Genomic DNA, 17636 nt, shown 5'->3' with positions numbered 1-17636 from the left:
TGCTTGCCATTCCCCCGTCACCACCTGTAGGGCGCGGGCCATGGCAATCGCACCGATCCTCAGCTGGGAAGGCCTCGGCCTGATCCAGGGTTCCGGCTGGCTCTTCCGGGACCTCGACATCCACATCGGCCCGCGTGACCGGCTGGCGCTGATCGGGCGCAACGGCGCTGGCAAGACCACGCTGCTCAGGCTGATAGCCGGCCAGGTGGAGGCGGATCGCGGCAAGCGCTCGATCCAGCCGGGCACGCGCGTGGTGATGCTGGAGCAGGATCCGTTCTTCACCGGCTACGACACCCTGCTGGACTTCGCCATCCACGGCGAGGATGCCCCGCCCCGTCACGAAGTTGAGGCGATCGCCGACCAGCTCGGCGTCGACCTTTCGCGCGGCGCGGCCAGCGCTTCGGGCGGCGAGCGGCGCCGCGCGGCACTGTGCCGCGCGCTCGCTTCCGAGCCCGACCTGCTGCTGCTCGACGAGCCGACCAACCATCTCGATCTTGCCGCGATCGACTGGCTGGAAAGCTGGTTGCAGCGCTACGCCGGCGCCTTCGTGGTCATCAGCCATGACCGCACCTTCCTCACTCGCCTGACCCGCGCGACGCTATGGCTCGATCGCGGATCGCTGCGCCGCAAGGAAGTCGGCTTCGGCGGCTACGAGGCGTGGGAAGAGCAGGTCTACGCGGAGGAAGCGCGCGCGGCCGACAAGCTGGACGCCAAGCTCAAGATCGAGGCGCACTGGCTCGAACGCGGCGTCACCGCGCGGCGCAAGCGCAATCAGGGGCGGTTGGAAAAGCTCTGGGAAATGCGGGCCCAGCGCGCCGCCATGCTATCCCCGCAAGGCGCGGCCAAGCTCGCGGTCGTGGCCGACGACAGCAAGACCAAGTCGGTGATCGTCGCCGAACACGTCACCAAGCGCTTTCCCGGGACGGGAGGCGCCCAGCGGACCGTCATCAAGGATTTCTCGCTACGCATCCAGCGCGGCGACCGTATCGGCGTAGTCGGCGCCAACGGCTCGGGCAAAACCACGCTGCTCAAGATCCTGACCGGCGAGATGGCGCCCGACGAAGGCACCGTCACGCTGGCGGCCACGCTGAACGGCACGGTGATCGACCAGCAGCGCAGCCTGATGAGCCCCGACAAGCGCATCCGCGACGTGCTTGCCGAGGGCGGCGACTGGGTCGACGTGCGCGGGGTGAGGAAGCATGTGCAGGGCTACCTCAAGGACTTCCTGTTCGATCCCGGCCTCGTCGACGCCCGGGTCGGCACCCTTTCGGGCGGCGAACGTTCACGGCTGCTGCTCGCCCGCGAGTTCGCCCGGCTGTCCAACCTGCTGGTACTGGACGAGCCGACCAATGACCTCGACCTCGAGACGCTTGACCTGCTGCAAGAAGTGATCGCCGATTACGATGGCACCGTGCTGATCGTCAGCCACGACCGCGACTTCCTGGACCGCACCGTCAACATCACGCTCGGGCTCGACGGTTCGGGCCACATCGACGTGATCGCCGGCGGCTATGCCGACTGGGAAGCCAAGCGCAGGCAGCGCAGTGCCCAGGCCAAGCCCGCGAAGGCCAAGGCCGAGGCAGCCGCGCCCCCTCCCCCTTCCCCGAGGAAGGCCAAGCTCTCCTACAAGGACCAACGCGACTACGAGCTGCTGCCCAAGCGGATCGAGGAGCTCGAAGCCGCGATCGCACGCGACGAGCAGGCCCTGGCCGACCCTTCCCTCTATACCCGCGCCCCGGACACGTTCGCCGCGCTGACCGCCGCGATCGAAAAGGCCCGAAGCGAAAAGGAGGCGGCCGAGGAACGTTGGCTGGAACTGGCCGAGCAGGTCGAGGGATGAGGGCCGGAGCCGGACAAAACTCGCTCAGCCCCGCGTGATGAGAGTGGCGACCTGGTTACGCCTCAGCACTTCTCGTACTTCCAGTTCCGCTTCTTGCCCTCCCCGATCCATTCGATTGCCTGGGCCATGCGTTTCCCGCGCGTGGCCGGCGTCCTGGCTTCGGTAATCCATTCCAGGTACTCGCGCCGATGCGAGGGCGAGAACCGGTCGAACGCCGCCTGCGCCGCCGGGGCATCGGCGAGCGCGACCGCAAAATCGTCAGGCATGGGGATCGGCGGCTTGGGCTCGCGGACCGCCCCGGCCTTGAGCGCGGTGCCCCTGGCCAGCACCCTGCCGCGCGCCGCCAGCAGCCTGGCGGACAGTTCACCATCGTCCGGCAGGTCGGAAACGGCGGCAATGCGGCCGAACTGGCCCATCGCCTCGCCCTGCCGTCCGTCGCCGTGGATGGCGAATGTGCAGTGTGCCTTGAACGCGGCCATGCCGGCCACATTCTTTCCCTTCACCAGGAAATGCGGCATGCCCCACTTGATCGCCTCTTCCGCATCGGGAAGCGTGCGATGGGCCAGTTCGCGCAAATGCTCGAGGATCGGGCGGGCGAAATCCGCGGCCCTGGCGATATAGTCGTCGACACGCGGATCCCTGCCCATCGCCCTCTCCTACCCCGCGAGGATCAGCGCCGGAGCCTCGATCAGCTTCCTGAGGTCCTGCGCGAAGCTCGCCGCGTCCCATCCGTCTACCACACGATGATCGCAGCTCATCGAAATATTCATCAGCTTGCGCTTTTCGACGCGCTCGGCGCCGCTGGCATCATGCACAAACATCGGGCGCTCGACAATGCGGTTGGGACCGATGATGGCCACTTCGGGCCGGTTGATTACCGGCGTCGATGCCACCCCGCCCATCGGGCCGAGCGAGGTCACGGTAATGGTCGAGCCGGAGAGTTCGGCCGACTTGGCAGTGCCGTCGCGCGCGGTATCAGCGAGCCGGGTGATTTCCGCCGCGAGCTGCCACAAGTTGCGGTCCTGCGCGTCGCGGATCACCGGCACCATCAGCCCCGCCGGCGTCTGCGCCGCCATGCCCAGGTGCACAGAACCGTAACGCGTCACCACGCCCGCTTCGTCGTCGTAGTGGGCATTGAGCATCGGGTACTGGGGGATCAGTTTGCAGATCGCGGCGATCAGGAACGGCAGCATGGTCAGCCTGGGCCGATCCCCGCGCCCCGCGTTGAGCTGCGCGCGGGTTTCCTCCAGCGCGGTGACGTCGTATTCCTCGACATAGGTGAAATGCGGGATGTTGCGCTTGGACGCCGCCATGTTCTCGGCGATGCGCCGGCGCAGGCCGATGACGCGGACCAGTTCGTCCTGCCCCTTGCGCCCGGCGGGCTGGAACCCGCCGCCGGCATTATAGGACAGGAAGGCGTCGAGATCCGAATGGCGGATGCGTCCGCCCTCGGCGGGCCGCACTTCGTCAAGATCGATCCCGAGATCGGCGGCACGCTTGCGCACGGCCGGGCTGGCCAGCACCTTGGCGTGAGGTCGCGCATGTCGCTGCGGAGCAGGTGCCCGGGCTTCGACAAGCTCAGCCTGAACCGGCGTGGTGAGAACAGGCTCTTCTTCAGGGGCGAGAGGCATTTCGGCAGGCGCCGCCTCTGGTTCCGCAGGCACCTCTTCCAACCCTCTCCCCTGAAGGGGAGCGGGTCTTTCAACGGTTTCCATTCCGTCCGGGCCTACGTTCCCCTCGCCTTCGACCTCGATCACCACCAGCGGGGAGCCGATGGCGATGATGTCGCCAGTCTCACCCGCGACTTCGATCACCATGCCCGACACCGGGCTTTCCATCTCGACCGTCGCCTTGTCGGTCATCATATCGGCCAGGCGGTCGTCTTCCTCGACCCTGTCGCCGACCTTGACGTGCCAGGCGACGATCTCGGCCTCGGCTATACCTTCGCCGATATCGGGAAGCCGGAACGTATAGCGTCCCATCGGATCAATCCTTCATCAGCCGGTCAACCGCCTCGCCGATGCGGACGGGACCAGGGAAATAGGCCCATTCAAGGCTGTGCGGATAAGGCGTGTCGAAGCCGGTCACCCGCTCGATCGGCGCCTCGAGGTGATAGAAGCAACGCTCCTGGACCAGGCTCACGAGTTCGGCGCCGAAACCCGAAGTGCGCGTCGCTTCATGTATCACCAGGCATTTCCCCGTCTTCTCCACCGACTTTTCCACAGCGTCGATGTCAAGCGGGACCAGCGTGCGCAAGTCGATGATCTCGGCGTCGACGCCTTTTTCGGCCAAGACCGCCTCGGCGACATGGATCATCGTGCCGTAGGCGAGCACGGTCAGCGCCGCGCCCTCACGCACGATCCGCGCCTTGCCCAGCGGGATCGAGTAGTAGCCGTCCGGCACCTGCCCGCCGGGATGGCCCTTCCATGTCTTCGACGGACGGTCGTAATAGCCGTCGAACGGGCCGTTGTAGATGCGCTTGGGCTCGAAGAAAATAACCGGATCGTTGTCCTCGATCGCGGAGATCAGCAGGCCCTTGGCATCGTGCGGGGTCGAAGGGATCACCGTCTTGAGGCCGGCGACATGCGTGAACAGCGCCTCCGGGCTCTGGCTGTGGGTCTGGCCGCCGAAGATGCCGCCGCCGAACGGCGAACGGATGGTGATCGGGGCGGTGAACTGGCCCGCAGAGCGATAGCGCATGCGCGCCGCCTCCGACACCAACTGGTCCAGCCCGGGATAGATATAGTCGGCGAACTGGATCTCGGGCACCGGCCTGAGGCCGTAGGCGGCCATGCCCACCGCCGCGCCGACGATGCCGCACTCGTTGATCGGCGAATCGAATACGCGGTTCTTGCCGTATTTCTTCTGCAGCCCGGCAGTCGCCCGAAAGACGCCGCCGAAGTAGCCGACATCCTCGCCCAGGATCACGATATCGGGATCGCGCGCCATCATGATGTCGAGCGCGTCGTTGATCGCCTCGATCATGCCCAGTGCGCGGGTCGGCGCGTCGTGCAGGCTGACGGGTTCCTCTTCCAGCATCGCCCTCACTCCTTCCACTCCGGCCACTTGATCTGCCGTTCGCGGATCGCCTGCGCGGCCTGCTCCTGAAGATGCCAGGGCAGTTCCTCGAAAACATCCTCGAACATGGTGTGGAACGGATGGTGCAGGCCGTGGCCAAGCACGCCGTTCTTCTCGGCTTCCCGGGCCGCGGCCTTGACCGTTTCGGCCAGTTCAAGGTCCATCGCTTCGTGCTGTCCGTCGGACCACTCGCCCAGCGCGACGAGATGCGCCTTGAGCCGCGAGATCGGATCGCCCAGCGGCCAATCTTCCGCCTCGCGTGCCGATCGATACGCGCTCGGATCATCCGAGGTGGAATGCCCTTCCACGCGGTACGTGAAGTACTCGATCAGGGTGGGGCCCCTGTTGGCGCGGGCGCGGTCGGCAGCCCAGGCCATCGCCGCGAAGACCGCCAGGGCATCGTTGCCGTCCACCCGGAGGCCGGCGATGCCATAGCCCACCGCACGCGCCGCGAAAGTCGTGCGCTCCGCGCCGGCGAAACCGGAGAAACTCGAAATCGCCCACTGGTTGTTGACCACGTTGAGCACCACCGGGGCATTGTAGACAGCGGCGAAAGTCAGCGCCGCGTGGAAATCGCCTTCCGCGCTGGATCCTTCGCCGATGAAGCTGGTGGCGATGCGCGTATCGCCCTTGATCGCGCTCGCCATGGCCCAGCCGACCGCCTGCGGGAACTGCGTGGCGAGATTACCGGAAATGGTGAAGAAGCCATAGTCCCTGGCCGAATACATGATCGGCAGCTGGCGGCCCTTCAGCCGATCGGCACGATTGGAATAGATCTGGTTGACCATCTCCACCAAGGGATAGCCGCGCGAAATAAGGACGCCCTGCTGGCGGTAACTGGGAAACACCATGTCGTCATCGGCCAGCGCGAAGGCGCAGGCGACCGAAATCGCCTCCTCGCCGGTGGACTTCATGTAGAAGCTGGTCTTTCCCTGCCGCTGCCCGCGATACATGCGATCGTCGAAGGCGCGGGTCAGCGCCATGGCGCGCAGGATGCGGCGCAGGGTTTCCGGATCGAGGTTCGGGTTCCAGGGGCCGACGGCGCGGCCATCATCATCCAGCACGCGGATCATGTCGGTGGTCAGCCGCCAGGTCTCGCTCGCCTCGCATGCCTCGTCCGGCCGGCCCAGAGCGCCGGCCTCCGGAATCGCCAGGTGCGAATAGTCCACGGTATCGCCAGGACGGTAGCGCGGCTCGGGAACATAGAGTTCGAGCGGCGGCAGATTGCCGCGCCGCTTGCCTGATCGAACCGGGCTTTCGGCCATTTTCACTGCTCTCCTGCCACGGTCGGCCCAGAGACCCCGTGGCATCAAAATTCCACTACCACGTCATATTATTTCACATTCCCGCAATGTCAATCGTACCACAACGCCGCATGTCGGAGGCGGGCGAGTCCCCGTCGCCGCCGATGGTAGACCGAAGTCGGCTCGTAACAAGCGCCGGACTCGCGAGCCGGTCGGCTACCGCGTTTGCAGGCTCACGCGGAGGCAGGAAGGCGCGGGCAAAAGAAGAGGAAATTCGGCACGCTTGCCCAGCCCACGAAGTACGGCGATGCAACCAGAGCGAAACGGCGTCTTAGCTGCCGGTGAAGTTGGCGGCGCGCCGTTCGAACACCGCCGCGACCCCTTCGGCATAGTCCGCCGTGTTCTTGAGCATAGCCTGCTGCGCATGTTCGTGCCGCATGGTCTCCACGACCTCCCGCGCGAGCTCCCCGACCAGCGTCGCCCGCACCGCGACGACGGCGAGCGGGGCGTTGCAGGCGATTTCGTTCGCCATCGCCAAAGCCTCGCGCTCCAGATCCCCGGCCGGAACGACCCGGTCCGCGAGCCCCCAGTCGAGCGCCTGCTCGGCGTTGACGCGGTTGCCGGACAGCATCATCCAGGCTGCCCTCTGCGCCCCGATGACGCGCGGCAGCGTGCAACTGATCGCGAAGCCTGGATGGAAGCCCAGCTTCACGAAGTTCGCGGCGAACCGGGCCGCCGGCGAGGCGATGCGAAAGTCGGCAGCAAGGGCAAGGCCGAGACCGGCGCCGATCGCGGCACCCTGGACCGAAGCGATCATCGGCTTGGTGCGGCTCATGATCCTGGCGGCATTCTCGTAGAACAGGGCGATTTCGCTCATGCCTTCGGCGCCCTGCACGGCATCGTCCCCCGCCAGGTTGGCGCCGCCGCAGAAAGTCTTGCCTTCGGCGGTGAGCAGGATGCAGCGGACCTGCCGGTCGGCATCCATCGCCGCGACGGCATCGGCGATCGCCATCATCATCGCGGAGGACGCGAAATTGTGCGGCGGCGCGGTGAAGCGAATCTCGCCGACATGGTCATGCTGTACTGTGCAGACTTCGAACGACACCACTGGCCTCTTGCTTCGACGATCGCGGCCGGGCTGCCGGGAACCCGGCGCCAAGTCAAGCCTTCGAAATCAGGCCCGCGCCCGCCGCGATCAAACCGCCACCGGCGCGGCTATGTGCGGATGGGGATCATAGCCGGTCACCTCGAAATCCTCGATCCGATAGTCGAAGATCGAGGCCGGCTTGCGCGTGATCCTCAGCACCGGCTGCCCGCGCGGCGCGCGGGCCAGCTGCTCGTGCACGAGGTGCTCGTGATTGAGGTAGACGTGCGCATCGCCTGCACTCCACACCAGTTCGCCCGGTTCGAGGTCGCATTGCTGGGCCAGCATGCGCAGCAGCATGGCGGCCGAGAACGCGTTGAACGCGAATCCCAGGCCGAGATCGCAGGATCGCTGCCACAGGATGCCGGACAGCCGTCCGCCCGCCACGTGATACTGATAGGTCATGTGGCATGGGGGAAGCGCCATGCCGTCAAGCTCGGCGACGTTCCAGCCGGTGAACAGCAGCCGGCGCGACGTGGGATTGCGGCGAATGTCGTCCACCAGCCGCGCGATCTGGTTGATCGGCGTCCCGCGCCGGAACAGGCCCTCTCCCGCCGGCTCATAAGTGTCCCAGCCCACCCATTGCTTGCCATAGACCGGCCCCAGGTCGCCCCAGCGTTCGGCGAAGGCATCGTCATCGAGAACGCGGGCCTCGAACGCGTCGCGGTCGATCTTCTCGCCGGTCTCCCGCCGGTAGCGGTCGAGCGGCCAGTCGGTCCAGATATGCACCTTCTGGCGAACAAGCTCGCGGATATTGGTGTCCCCGGTCAGGAACCACAGCATTTCGCGCGCCGCCGTCTTCCAGGCGACGCGCTTGGTGGTGAGCAGCGGCACGGCATCGTCCGCAAGGCTGAATCGCATGACCGGCCCGAACAAAGAGCGCGTGCCGACGCCGGTACGATCATGCCGCTCGTCACCATGTTCCCACACTTCGCGCAGCAAGCTCAGATACTGGTATTCAAAATGCGGCATGGATTCCGACGGCATGAAGGCCCCTTGGATGGAAATGAACTCGTCACGACCAGATCGCGAACGACGCGGTCACGAGCCCAGACCTAGCTCCGGCCGACGGCGAGGGAAAGGATCTTGCCCGCCTCGCTCCCCACAATCACGAAGCGATGCGGCCCGGTTCCACCCGCGGAAAGGGCTTCGCCGGGGCGTCTCGCGGCATAGCCCAGGAATTGCGCCAGGGGAATCGCTTCAGGTTGCCACCCTTTGGGCATGGCATTGAATTTGGCGGCAATGTTTGCGCGCCACGTTGCAACTCCGCGCCCGACTTTGATGATGACATTCATATGCTGTTCCTGTCGATTTCGGCGAGCATTTGGGTCTCGCGGTCGTAAGCGGCGCGCTCAAAGACGTCCCACTTTGGCGGCGGAGCAGGGGTCGAATACGGTTTCCCAGGTCAGGCCAAGCCAGCGCATGTTGCGCGAGTTGATTTGACCAAGCCCCAGATCGACCGAATATCCCGCTGCTACGAAGTGCCGCGCTGTGGCCGCGGCATGTTGGATCTTAAAGCGCGCATCCTTGGTCGGATGGAGCAACCGGCTCCCTTCGCCGCCTGGACGCCCGTCGATTTCCTCGATCTGGGGCCACGCGAGGCTGTCGATCAAGCGCTTCACCGGCTGACTCGCGGCAAGCAGATCCGCCGCATCGCACGCGGGCTCTACGACAAGCCCCGGGTCAACAGCCTGACCGGCAAGCTGACCAGTCCCGATCCCCGCGCCGTCATTGACGCGCTGTCGCGGCGGGACCAGACCCGCATGCTCCTCGACGGCATCACCGCCGCCAATGATCTCGGCCTCACCAATGCCGTGCCGGCGCATATCGTCGTGCATACCGACGCCCGCCTCAAACCCTTTGAGCTTGGCAAGCTGGTGATCGATTTCAGGAAGACCGCGCCCAGTAAGCTCTATTGGGCTGGCCGGCCGGCAATGCGCGTCGTCCAGGCGCTGCATTGGCTCCAGGACACGCTCCCGCAGGATGGCGGACGCATCCGCGCGCGGCTGCGCGCGATCTTCGGCGATCCCGGCCATGGCACCGCCATCGTAGAGGATCTCCGCGACGGCATCCGCACACTCCCGGCATGGATGCGGGACTTTCTGCGTGACCTGCTGAGAGAAGCGGATCGCCAATCCCGGGATGGCGACCGCCTCCGCCATGACGAGCCTACCATGTGTGCGGTGTTACGCTCCTGACTTCAGACTTCTTGAGACCTCACGGCATCCACCGGTGACTCATCTAGGCATTGCATAATTTGCCTAACTTGCCTATATTGCCTAATGGAGGATACGTTATGAGTACCATGAAGCAAGCGCACCCAGCCAGGCTCGCTTTGGCTAAGGCTATCGAAAGCAAAGTCGAGCGCATGGATATGGCAGGGCTACTCGACCTCGCCACTGCGTTGAAAGTGCCGATACCCGCCGCTGCCAAGTCCGTTCGCACGCGAAAGCGCCAAGTTCCAGCACGCCCGATCTCTCAACCGGAGAAAGTCCTTCAGGGCAGTGGCGTAGGCCCGGTAGTATCGGCCGCCGAAGGGAACAAACTTCTCGATGCTATCACCGTTGCGGACGATTCTGTCGACTGGGCTAATAGCGAGCTTCTGGGCGCCGGCGATCTGGTCGAGCGTCTCAGCATCTCCCGCGGCACGCTTGATAATTGGCGCAAGGCGCACAGGGTCGTCGCTCTGCGTAAGGGGCTGCGGAACTTTGTCTACCCGCTCCGGCAGTTTGATCGACGCCGGCCCGTGCCGGGCTTGGACGTAGTTGCGACGTTCTTCCCATCTGCTGAAGAGCTGTGGGAGTGGCTGGTCGCACCTAACCGGATGACTGGCGGCAAGCCGCCAATCGAAGCTTTGCGTGATGGCGAGATCCCGGCGGTCACGGGCGCGGCGGAAGGCGCGTTCGACTTCGCGTGAAAATTGTCGCGTCCAAGCTCAGTAAACGGGTAATCCATGCCAGGATCGCGGATTGGCCCCGGATTATGCCGAGCCAGCATCGCGCGACGCCAACCGGTGCTGGCTTCGGCTCGAGCCGCTTCTCGAGCCCGTCGCGATCATTTCGCGTTCTCTATGCCGCAGATAGCTTTCCAACTGCGTTCGCCGAGGCGGTTGTCCGCGATCGGTTCGAAGGCCGGGCTCGTCGCTTCCTGTATCGTCCGCATCTGGAACAATTCTGTGTCTCGGGGATAAGTTCGAGCCGCGAGCTGGTGTTGCTCGACCTAACGGGTGCGGGCGCATACGAACTCGGCATTGACACCGACGCCAGTCGCGCCCGCGATCATTTGCAAGGCCAGGCCTTTTCTGAAGCGGTCCACACGAAGATGCCGGATATTGATGGCATCCTCTTCGATTCCCGACTGACCACAGGCGGCTGTGTCGCGATCTATGATCGCGGCTTCTCGACGCTGTCGAGCACGCCACCGATCGCGCTAGTCCAGTCAGCCCTGCTGCCGGCCGAACTCACCCGTCTGGGCATTACCGTTCGTCGCAAGCGTGGTTTTGCCTGACTATGCGCTCGCAATTCCGCCGACCGTTGGAGTAACATCAGGCAAATGGCAGCCCGGCTACGCATAAACTCGCCAAAACGAAACAAGCGGCTCCAGACCGGCTGGGAAGGTTTTTTCCCATATTATGCCGGCTTTCCGGAGTTGTTCGCGCGCGAATTGCTGCAAAGCGCGAAGCTGCCACGTGGCGCCGTTATCCTCGATCCATGGAATGGCAGCGGGACAACCACTTATGCCGCAAATGCTCTGGGCTTGAACGCGGTCGGGATCGATCTCAACCCGGTCATGATCATTGTGGCGCGCGCTCGCCTGCTTCCGCCCAGCGAAGCGGACCATCTACGGCCGCTCGCCGCTACGATCCTATCACACGCGCATTCAGCGCCACCTACGTTATCGCCCGACGATGCCTTGCTTGGCTGGTTCGAGCCGGAGACCGCTGCATTCATTCGGGGGATCGAACAAAATATCCGCCGCAGTCTGGTTGGGAGCATGACCAAGTCCCCCGAAGGTGTTCATCTCGACAAGATTTCTGGCACCGCAGCGACGCTCTACGTCGCGCTTTTTGCGGCATGTCGCAAGCTCGTAGCGCGGTTCCAATCGTCCAATCCGACATGGTTGCGCGCGCCGAAAAAGGACGAAGCGCGTGTGGTCGCGGCGCAAATCGTCGTCGCCCGCTCTTTCGGCGACAATGTCCGCGGCATGTCCGCAGCGCTCGCGCTAAAGCGAGAGGCGGATCGGCTCCTTACCAACGCACCGCGCATTGGCGATTCAAAAATCCTGCTCTCCGATACCGCCACGATGGCTTTGGAGAACGAGAGCATCGACCTGGCGCTCACGTCGCCACCCTATTGCACACGGATCGACTACACTGCAGCAACCCGCATCGAACTGGCGGTGCTCGGACCACTCTTGAGCACGGGTGCGCGAGCGCTCGGCAAACAAATGATCGGCACAACCCAAGTTCCCGATAACACGATCGATGTCGATGCGACCTGGGGCAAAACCTGCGCTGCCTTCCTCAAGCAGCTGAAGGCCCACCCCTCCAAAGCATCCGGTGGATACTATTACCGGACTCATCTCGATTACTATGACAAGATGACCCGCTCAATCGAGCGCCTAGCCAGTGCGCTTAAGCCGGGTGGCCGGGCAATTCTTGTCGTGCAAGACTCCTATTACAAGGAGCTGCATAACGATCTGCCGAAGATCATCTCGGAGATTGGCCAGGCACATGGTCTGAGCCTCAAGCAGCGCAAGGATTTTCACCTGCGCTCGATGTCCGACATCCATCGTGGCCGACTGTCCTATGAGCGCCCATCGGGCGCGACCGAGTCGGTGCTCTGCTTCGCCAGGTAGGCGCGAGCCCCGCACGCATTTTCAACGACCAAGACGAAACTTCTCTAGAATCATTATCTTAGTTGCGCGTAGGCTAGGACAAGCATGGTATTGCATGGAAAAGCGTGGAAGACTATATAGGAAGCATGTCTCGTGCCCTGCCTCTTACTGACCAACTCGCGCGCAACGCCAAGCGGCAGCAGGAAGCTTATTCCGAGCTCACCAAGGCATTGTCCTTGGGAGACCAAGCCCGCAGGGACCGGGCGCAGGCAAAGATTGCCGAGCTGAACGCCGAGTATCAGCGCCTTTCAGATGCGCTGCGCTTCAGCGAACTCGAAGCACGCGACATTGCGACACCGCGTGCGCGCAAGCCGAACAAGCCGTTGCGCGAACTTGCCCTCGATGCGCTCGACGATCTCGGCGTCCCTGCCGCTCCCGCACTGATCGCAGATCTGACTGCGGCACTGACCGGCGACCGCCCGTCTCCGTCGCGCTTTGCCAGCTTGAAGCGCGATGAAGAGAACGCCGCGCGGCGCAATCTTGCGGCGCGTCCAGCTTGGATCGTACCCGCCATCAGTGCGGCGCAGCTGACGGCCATCCCGAGACTGCTTACCAGCTCGACCTGGAGCCTGGAGCGCCGGATCATCGGGTCGCGCAGCATGCGAACCGACAATCTGCGTGTCGCGATCAGCCTCGCTAACCGCCTTGCGCAGCTGCGTGAGATCGGCGCGGCTGAGGCTAAGAATATCGAGCGCCTTCTGTTCCCGTTCGCGCGCTCGATCCCCGGGGCCAATGACACGGGTCAGCCGATCGATCCAAAGCGAGTGATCGAGGCGGCGCAAGGCGAGCTTGCGGTGCTGGATGAGGCCGATCTCACCGAGCGCCGGGAAGCCGTGGCAAAGCTTGGGAACAGCAGCACGGCGTTCAAGCTGTGGGGTCGGCCGGTGGTGATCGACAATGAGATCGCCGAGAGGGCTATTCGGTGACGCCCGCAAACGCGCGCCTTGCCCGTCTTCGCGGCGGCATCGCACCCGTGGAGGTCGGCGCGCGTGGCATCGAGAGCGTGGCGCGTAACACTGGCTGCGTGCGGCTGCGCGCCATCGTGATCGCAGGGCTCACGCCTACCGAGATCATCAAGCACGTTTTCGGCATGCAGCCCGACATCATGTCGCCTTTCGCGATGACCTTGAGCCAAGCCTATGAACGCCGGTTGCTCGACAATGGCGGATCGTCGTTGCTTACGGCCTACCGCGAGAAGCAAATGCTCACACAGCTTGAAGTCAAAGTCTCGTCGGTCGCGAACCACGCGCCCGGCGGCAGTAGCTTCGCTCAGCATCAGCGCGTGCTCGAAACCCAGCGTCTCGTCGATCTAAAACTGCGAGGCGATCCGCTCGCACCCAATCTGATCCTCAACCCGCGGTTACCGCTGATGCTGGTTGGCGTCACGCATCCGATCGAACTCGACTATCTGGTCGCGAGCGACCGCGATCCTTTCTACCGGGTCGGAGTCATCAAGTCCTATGCCGATCGCGGTGGAAAGACCGACAAATCGGATATTCGCGCCGCGCTGCGCGAGGCTGCCGTTGGGACGCTCGCGCTAGGGCAGCATATTGTCAGTCGCGGCGGCGACCAGGCTTTTGCGGGTGACCGCGTCGATATGGTCCTCCGTGCGCCGGGATCGTTCATTCCCCGGCTTTTCCCCGCTAATCGCGCCGAGTCTGAGCTGGCATCGCTGACCCGCGCGTTGTCGGCAGCACCGGCGGATCTCGACCATGTCGAGCGGCTCGTTCCAGCGAATACGAGCTTTGCAGATCGCGCCGTCATCGACCAGCTGCCCAACAATTACCGGTCGAATTGCAAGGAGCATTGCGCCCTCTGGGAGCATTGTCGCGCGCAGGCGCTCAGCGCCGGGCTGCCGATCATCCTGGGCGACCAAGCCTCCGAACAGCTTGCGGCGGCGGGTTCGATCGCACGCGTCATCGATCTTCTCGATGGCAGCGGCCGACCGCCGGACAACCCTGCCGAGGCCAGCCTTGCCAGTGATCTGCGCGCTGCCTCAGCATTGTTGGATCGGATTGCAAATGGGTGACCTCGTCAATGTCGTTGCGCGGGTCCGTGCGCTGCAAAATGGCCGAGCGGTCCCGGTGGTTTCGCAGCGTCAGGTGGTGATACAGCCTCATGCGCGGATTCTGACGCTTCTTGCGATGGCTGGCGAAGACACGTCGGTCCATGCTGCTGCACTCGGCCGCTTCGGCGAGCCGCCGCAGATCAATGTCGTCGCTGACCCGCGTCGCCGCGATGATCAATATGATCTGTTGCGCTGGCTCTTGCCGCAGTTCGAGGCCTATTACGCCGAATGCCGTGCGGCGGCGACATTCCCGCAGATTTGGGTCGCCTCGACCGGGGCGCTTGGGCATCTCGACACGCTTGCAGATCGACTTCGCTTCACCGACGAGCAAGACATCCAACGTCTCGGTACGCTATGGACCTACGCTGGCGAACGGTCGCCAGTTGCAGGCCAGCAAGCGTTGATCAGCGCCACGGCCGCGCTGCGCGCCCATTATGCTACGGGACAACAGGAGTCCGAGGACGAGCATCTTGGCTCAGTACTGACCTGGATCGAACCGCCAGCGGGGCGCGATATCTTCGCGGCGGTCGCCGCAGCCGAGGCGCAACCGATGGGGGTCAAAACCGATCCACGGTTCGACCGCAATGCGTTGCAGCCTGCGATCGAGGATTTTCACGCGGCGCGCAATTCTGGCCAGCCGGCCTCGGTCATCGCCTTTCATCAGACACGCATCCAACAGCTGCTTGAAGGCGTCATCCGCCCGATCTACGCGAATACGCAGCGCGCTATCGCATTGCTGACTGCGACGCGGTGGCAGGCAAACCCGTCGCTGGATGCGCTCGCGCAGCAGGAATCGGACGAATTCGAGCGCTTTATGGGCGGCCGCGACGATGGGCATTTCCTCCCCTATCACGACAAGCCCAAGGCCGCCGCGATGAAGATAGTGGCCCGTGAACATGCTGTTACCAATTTCGATGCCGGAATGCTCCGGCACGATCGAGCGGCCCGTGAAAAGGGCGTGGTCAATGGCAGCGTGCTGCGCGCGCAGATTGCTGTCATCGCCGAAGAGAAGGTCCGCCCGCGACTGTTCGAATATCATCTCGAGCTAACCAGCTACCAGGACAGCCTCCATCTTCGTTCGGGCGATGTCCTATGGACGCTGGACGATCCTAAATTCTCGCTGCGAATTGATACAGTCGAGCGGCGCGGGCCTTTCACTTGGATCGAGGCTACTGTCGGCACGGGTAAGAATACGATCAAAAAGATGACGAGCGGGCTTACGCTCGATTTTGGCCCGCCAGCGCCGGACTGGCGCGGGATCGGCAACGAGCTAGGCCAGATGAAGAAGCGGCTCACCTACGAGCCCTGGACGCACGGCGAAACGCTGCCGGCAGCGGTTTCGGTCGCGAAACCCATGCCCCCCAACCTACTTGCAGCAGTGGAGAGCCTGACGTGACCGCGCCGTTTAACGCGCAAGCGATCGCCGACGCTGCGCTGGAGACAGTGCTTGCCAGCCAGTGGCGGGGCGAGCCCGCGCTGGTGCTGCGTTCGCCGCCCGGTGCGGGTAAGACCGGCGTCGCCCAGCGGGTCGCCTTGCAAAGTGCCACGATGCTCGATCAGCGCTGCATGGTCGTCACGCAGACTAACGAACAGGCATTCGATTTGACGCGCCGCCTTGCTTCGAACGCGCACGGCATGCCGATCCATCTGTTTGCCAAGAAGGCGATTAATCTTCCGGCCGATGTCGCTCAACTTCCGAACCTGGTGGTGGTGCATGACGTTGCGAGCCTGCCGCAGCAGCCGTCGATCACCATTGGCAACGCCGCGAAATGGTCATGGATTCAAACCGAGGAACCGTGTTTCGACGTGCAGATCGTCGACGAGGCGTTTCAGCTTCCCGACTATCGTTTCCAACTTATCTCGAACCTTGCGCCGCGCCATGTGCTGATCGGCGATCCAGGTCAGATTGATCCGTTCGTCAATTGCGAAATCGAGCGTTGGCGCTGCGACCCGGCGGGCCCACAGGTGTCGTGCCCGGCGGCGCTGGTCGAGCGCCACCCTTCGGTCCTCCAGCTCGACCTACCGGTGTCGCGGCGACTGAACGCCGACACTGTCAGCCTTGTACAGCCCGCCTTCTATCCCGACATGCCGTTCCGGGCGTTGAGCCAAAATCGATCGCTGCATTTCCAGGTGGCGGGCATCATGCCGTTCGACGCGGCGCTCGATGCGGTGGCCGCGGGATCGTCGATCGTCATGGTCGAGCTCCCGGCGCAAATCACCGGCGAAGCCGACGGCGAACTGGCGCAGGAGTTAGTGACCTCAATCACCCGGCTGCTTGGACGCAGCGCGTGGATGCACGACGACGGTGCATCAGAATGGATCACGCCCGACAAGATTGGTGTGGTTTGTGCGCATGTCAGCCAGGTCAATGCCGTCCGCGAACGCCTCGGTCCTGACCTCGCAGGTGTATTCGTCGAGACAGCCAATCGCTTTCAAGGGATCGAGCGACCCTTCATGTTCGTCCATCACCCGCTGTCGGGACGAGCAGACGCGACCGCGTTCCATCTCGACGCTGGACGGCTGTGCGTTATGCTCTCGCGGCACCGCATCGGGTGCTGGATTTTTGGCCGCCAGGGAATCAGCCACCAACTGATGCAGTTTGCGCCGGTCGGGGACCGGTCGCTCGGTATTGACGACGACCCCGAATATCGTGGCTGGCGAGCGCACCTGACCTTGATGGCTGCGCTTGCGCGTGCCGGCCGTGTATATCCCGCAGTCTTCGGCTTACCTTCTTCGGCCGCAAATCAGCTCACTGGCTAGGCGGTATCTTAGTCGAACTTCATCCAACGCCTGCCAACGGGTTTACGGAGGAAAGATGGAAATCTTGTCGAAGGCTGCGCGCAACCTCCAGATCGAAACGGCATACATGTCGGGAGCGTCAGTCAAGACGTTGGCAACGGAGTTTGGCCTTTCCCAAACGCGCGTGCGACAAATCCTTGTCAATCTGGAGCGCTCTCGGCGAACGATCCGCCGGCGGCTGGAGGCTCCGCTGCGCCGCGCGCGCTGACGGCGCTGCCTCAGCCTGTCGTTCCGTGCTAATCTACTGTGCGATCGTTGGGCCGGAACGCCTGCGTCTCCGCCGTCAGCTTATGCCGACTGTTCGCATGATGCTCGACGTCACGCTCTGATCCAGCGTGAAATCCCTGCGACTGTACTAGTTGGGGCGATAGTGGATCCTCGACAACTCGAAGCCGCCGTCACAGAATGCGCCGTTTGCTGCCAGCGCCCGGTAAAGCTTGGCACGCCAAAAGTTCGGTCCCGAGACCTCCTCGGTGTTGATTTCCGCTGAGAGTTGACCCGGGATTTCCATCGAGAAGTGACCCGGGTGGGTGGTATGTCCCGCAGTGCGGGCAGTGGGTCAAGCGG

The 17636-nt window shown here is 63.8% G+C and carries 17 protein-coding genes; 10 read left to right on the top strand and 7 right to left on the bottom strand.

Features of this window, described 5'->3' with window-relative positions; genetic code table 11:
* Positions 1-40 precede the first annotated feature (40 nt).
* Positions 41-1840: an ABC-F family ATP-binding cassette domain-containing protein gene (locus BM052_RS16735; RefSeq protein ID WP_091148739.1), complete on the top strand. Its 1800-nt coding sequence runs from the start codon at positions 41-43 to the stop codon at positions 1838-1840.
* 62 nt (positions 1841-1902) lie between these two features.
* Here BM052_RS16735 and BM052_RS16730 read toward each other — a convergent pair whose 3' ends face one another.
* The 7 genes from BM052_RS16730 to BM052_RS16700 all read right to left on the bottom strand — a co-directional run bounded on the left by BM052_RS16730 (position 1903) and on the right by BM052_RS16700 (position 8601).
* A complete protein-coding gene (locus tag BM052_RS16730; RefSeq protein WP_091148738.1) occupies positions 1903-2487 on the bottom strand; it encodes a YdeI/OmpD-associated family protein in 585 nt (194 codons plus the stop codon).
* Positions 2488-2496: 9 nt separating this feature from the next.
* Positions 2497-3822 carry a dihydrolipoamide acetyltransferase family protein gene (locus BM052_RS16725; protein WP_091148736.1) on the bottom strand — a complete coding sequence of 442 codons (1326 nt, stop codon included), beginning with the start codon at positions 3820-3822 and terminating at the stop codon, positions 2497-2499.
* 4 nt (positions 3823-3826) lie between these two features.
* Positions 3827-4879: an alpha-ketoacid dehydrogenase subunit beta gene (locus BM052_RS16720; RefSeq protein WP_091148735.1), complete on the bottom strand. Its 1053-nt coding sequence runs from the start codon at positions 4877-4879 to the stop codon at positions 3827-3829.
* A gap of 5 nt (positions 4880-4884) precedes the next feature.
* The gene (locus BM052_RS16715) at positions 4885-6183 is read right to left on the bottom strand and encodes a 3-methyl-2-oxobutanoate dehydrogenase (2-methylpropanoyl-transferring) subunit alpha (protein WP_091148770.1); all 1299 of its coding nucleotides are present in this window, start codon (positions 6181-6183) and stop codon (positions 4885-4887) included.
* Positions 6184-6493: 310 nt separating this feature from the next.
* Positions 6494-7267 (bottom strand): enoyl-CoA hydratase/isomerase family protein, encoded by a 774-nt coding sequence (locus BM052_RS16710; RefSeq protein WP_091148733.1) that lies wholly within the window; start codon positions 7265-7267, stop codon positions 6494-6496.
* 90 nt (positions 7268-7357) lie between these two features.
* Positions 7358-8293 carry a thymidylate synthase gene (thyA, locus tag BM052_RS16705; protein WP_091148731.1) on the bottom strand — a complete coding sequence of 312 codons (936 nt, stop codon included), beginning with the start codon at positions 8291-8293 and terminating at the stop codon, positions 7358-7360.
* A gap of 68 nt (positions 8294-8361) precedes the next feature.
* The gene (locus BM052_RS16700) at positions 8362-8601 is read right to left on the bottom strand and encodes a hypothetical protein (RefSeq protein WP_091148730.1); all 240 of its coding nucleotides are present in this window, start codon (positions 8599-8601) and stop codon (positions 8362-8364) included.
* A 207-nt stretch (positions 8602-8808) separates the two neighbouring features.
* On the opposite strand from BM052_RS16700, the gene BM052_RS16695 reads away from it, so the two are divergent.
* The 9 genes from BM052_RS16695 (at position 8809) to BM052_RS20005 (ending at position 17277) form a co-directional block, all read left to right on the top strand.
* Positions 8809-9504 carry a DUF6088 family protein gene (locus tag BM052_RS16695; protein ID WP_091148768.1) on the top strand — a complete coding sequence of 232 codons (696 nt, stop codon included), beginning with the start codon at positions 8809-8811 and terminating at the stop codon, positions 9502-9504.
* Positions 9505-9602: 98 nt separating this feature from the next.
* Complete coding sequence (locus BM052_RS16690) at positions 9603-10223, top strand: antitoxin Xre/MbcA/ParS-like domain-containing protein (protein WP_091148728.1); 621 nt, start codon at positions 9603-9605, stop codon at positions 10221-10223.
* Entirely contained in the window at positions 10220-10813 is a 594-nt protein-coding gene (locus tag BM052_RS16685) for an RES family NAD+ phosphorylase (protein WP_143084879.1), read from the top strand. Before BM052_RS16690 ends, BM052_RS16685 begins: the two co-directional genes overlap by 4 nt.
* A 45-nt stretch (positions 10814-10858) precedes the next feature.
* Positions 10859-12163: a DNA methyltransferase gene (locus tag BM052_RS16680; RefSeq protein ID WP_091148725.1), complete on the top strand. Its 1305-nt coding sequence runs from the start codon at positions 10859-10861 to the stop codon at positions 12161-12163.
* A gap of 104 nt (positions 12164-12267) precedes the next feature.
* Positions 12268-13128, top strand: coding sequence for a hypothetical protein (locus BM052_RS16675; protein ID WP_218151568.1), 861 nt, complete (start codon positions 12268-12270; stop codon positions 13126-13128).
* Positions 13125-14231, top strand: coding sequence for a hypothetical protein (locus tag BM052_RS16670; protein ID WP_091148721.1), 1107 nt, complete (start codon positions 13125-13127; stop codon positions 14229-14231). Before BM052_RS16675 ends, BM052_RS16670 begins: the two co-directional genes overlap by 4 nt.
* On the top strand, positions 14224-15666 hold the full coding sequence (locus BM052_RS16665; protein WP_091148720.1) for a hypothetical protein: 1443 nt from the start codon (positions 14224-14226) through the stop codon (positions 15664-15666). Before BM052_RS16670 ends, BM052_RS16665 begins: the two co-directional genes overlap by 8 nt.
* Entirely contained in the window at positions 15663-17030 is a 1368-nt protein-coding gene (locus tag BM052_RS16660) for an AAA domain-containing protein (protein WP_091148718.1), read from the top strand. Before BM052_RS16665 ends, BM052_RS16660 begins: the two co-directional genes overlap by 4 nt.
* 55 nt (positions 17031-17085) lie before the next feature.
* Positions 17086-17277, top strand: coding sequence for a hypothetical protein (locus tag BM052_RS20005; RefSeq protein WP_091148716.1), 192 nt, complete (start codon positions 17086-17088; stop codon positions 17275-17277).
* The last annotated feature ends 359 nt before the right edge of the window (positions 17278-17636 follow it).

The organism is Novosphingobium sp. CF614, from assembly GCF_900113255.1.
In the GTDB taxonomy this organism is placed as follows: Bacteria; Pseudomonadota; Alphaproteobacteria; order Sphingomonadales; family Sphingomonadaceae; genus Novosphingobium.
The sequence above is the reverse complement of the archived record's forward strand: the minus strand, read 5'-3'. Positions and strand labels throughout refer to the sequence as shown.

What these genes read in the sequence shown, in the direction of transcription:
- thyA (WP_091148731.1), bottom strand. Translation starts at nt 8,293, where the DNA reads ATGCCGTCGGAATCCATGCCGCATTTTGAATACCAGTATCTGAGCTTG.
- BM052_RS16695 (WP_091148768.1), top strand. Translation starts at nt 8,809, where the DNA reads ATGTTGGATCTTAAAGCGCGCATCCTTGGTCGGATGGAGCAACCGGCT.
- BM052_RS16730 (WP_091148738.1), bottom strand. Translation starts at nt 2,487, where the DNA reads ATGGGCAGGGATCCGCGTGTCGACGACTATATCGCCAGGGCCGCGGAT.
- BM052_RS16735 (WP_091148739.1), top strand. Translation starts at nt 41, where the DNA reads ATGGCAATCGCACCGATCCTCAGCTGGGAAGGCCTCGGCCTGATCCAG.
- BM052_RS16680 (WP_091148725.1), top strand. Translation starts at nt 10,859, where the DNA reads ATGGCAGCCCGGCTACGCATAAACTCGCCAAAACGAAACAAGCGGCTC.
- BM052_RS16665 (WP_091148720.1), top strand. Translation starts at nt 14,224, where the DNA reads ATGGGTGACCTCGTCAATGTCGTTGCGCGGGTCCGTGCGCTGCAAAAT.
- BM052_RS16690 (WP_091148728.1), top strand. Translation starts at nt 9,603, where the DNA reads ATGAGTACCATGAAGCAAGCGCACCCAGCCAGGCTCGCTTTGGCTAAG.
- BM052_RS16725 (WP_091148736.1), bottom strand. Translation starts at nt 3,822, where the DNA reads ATGGGACGCTATACGTTCCGGCTTCCCGATATCGGCGAAGGTATAGCC.
- BM052_RS16720 (WP_091148735.1), bottom strand. Translation starts at nt 4,879, where the DNA reads ATGCTGGAAGAGGAACCCGTCAGCCTGCACGACGCGCCGACCCGCGCA.
- BM052_RS20005 (WP_091148716.1), top strand. Translation starts at nt 17,086, where the DNA reads ATGGAAATCTTGTCGAAGGCTGCGCGCAACCTCCAGATCGAAACGGCA.
- BM052_RS16700 (WP_091148730.1), bottom strand. Translation starts at nt 8,601, where the DNA reads ATGAATGTCATCATCAAAGTCGGGCGCGGAGTTGCAACGTGGCGCGCA.
- BM052_RS16715 (WP_091148770.1), bottom strand. Translation starts at nt 6,183, where the DNA reads ATGGCCGAAAGCCCGGTTCGATCAGGCAAGCGGCGCGGCAATCTGCCG.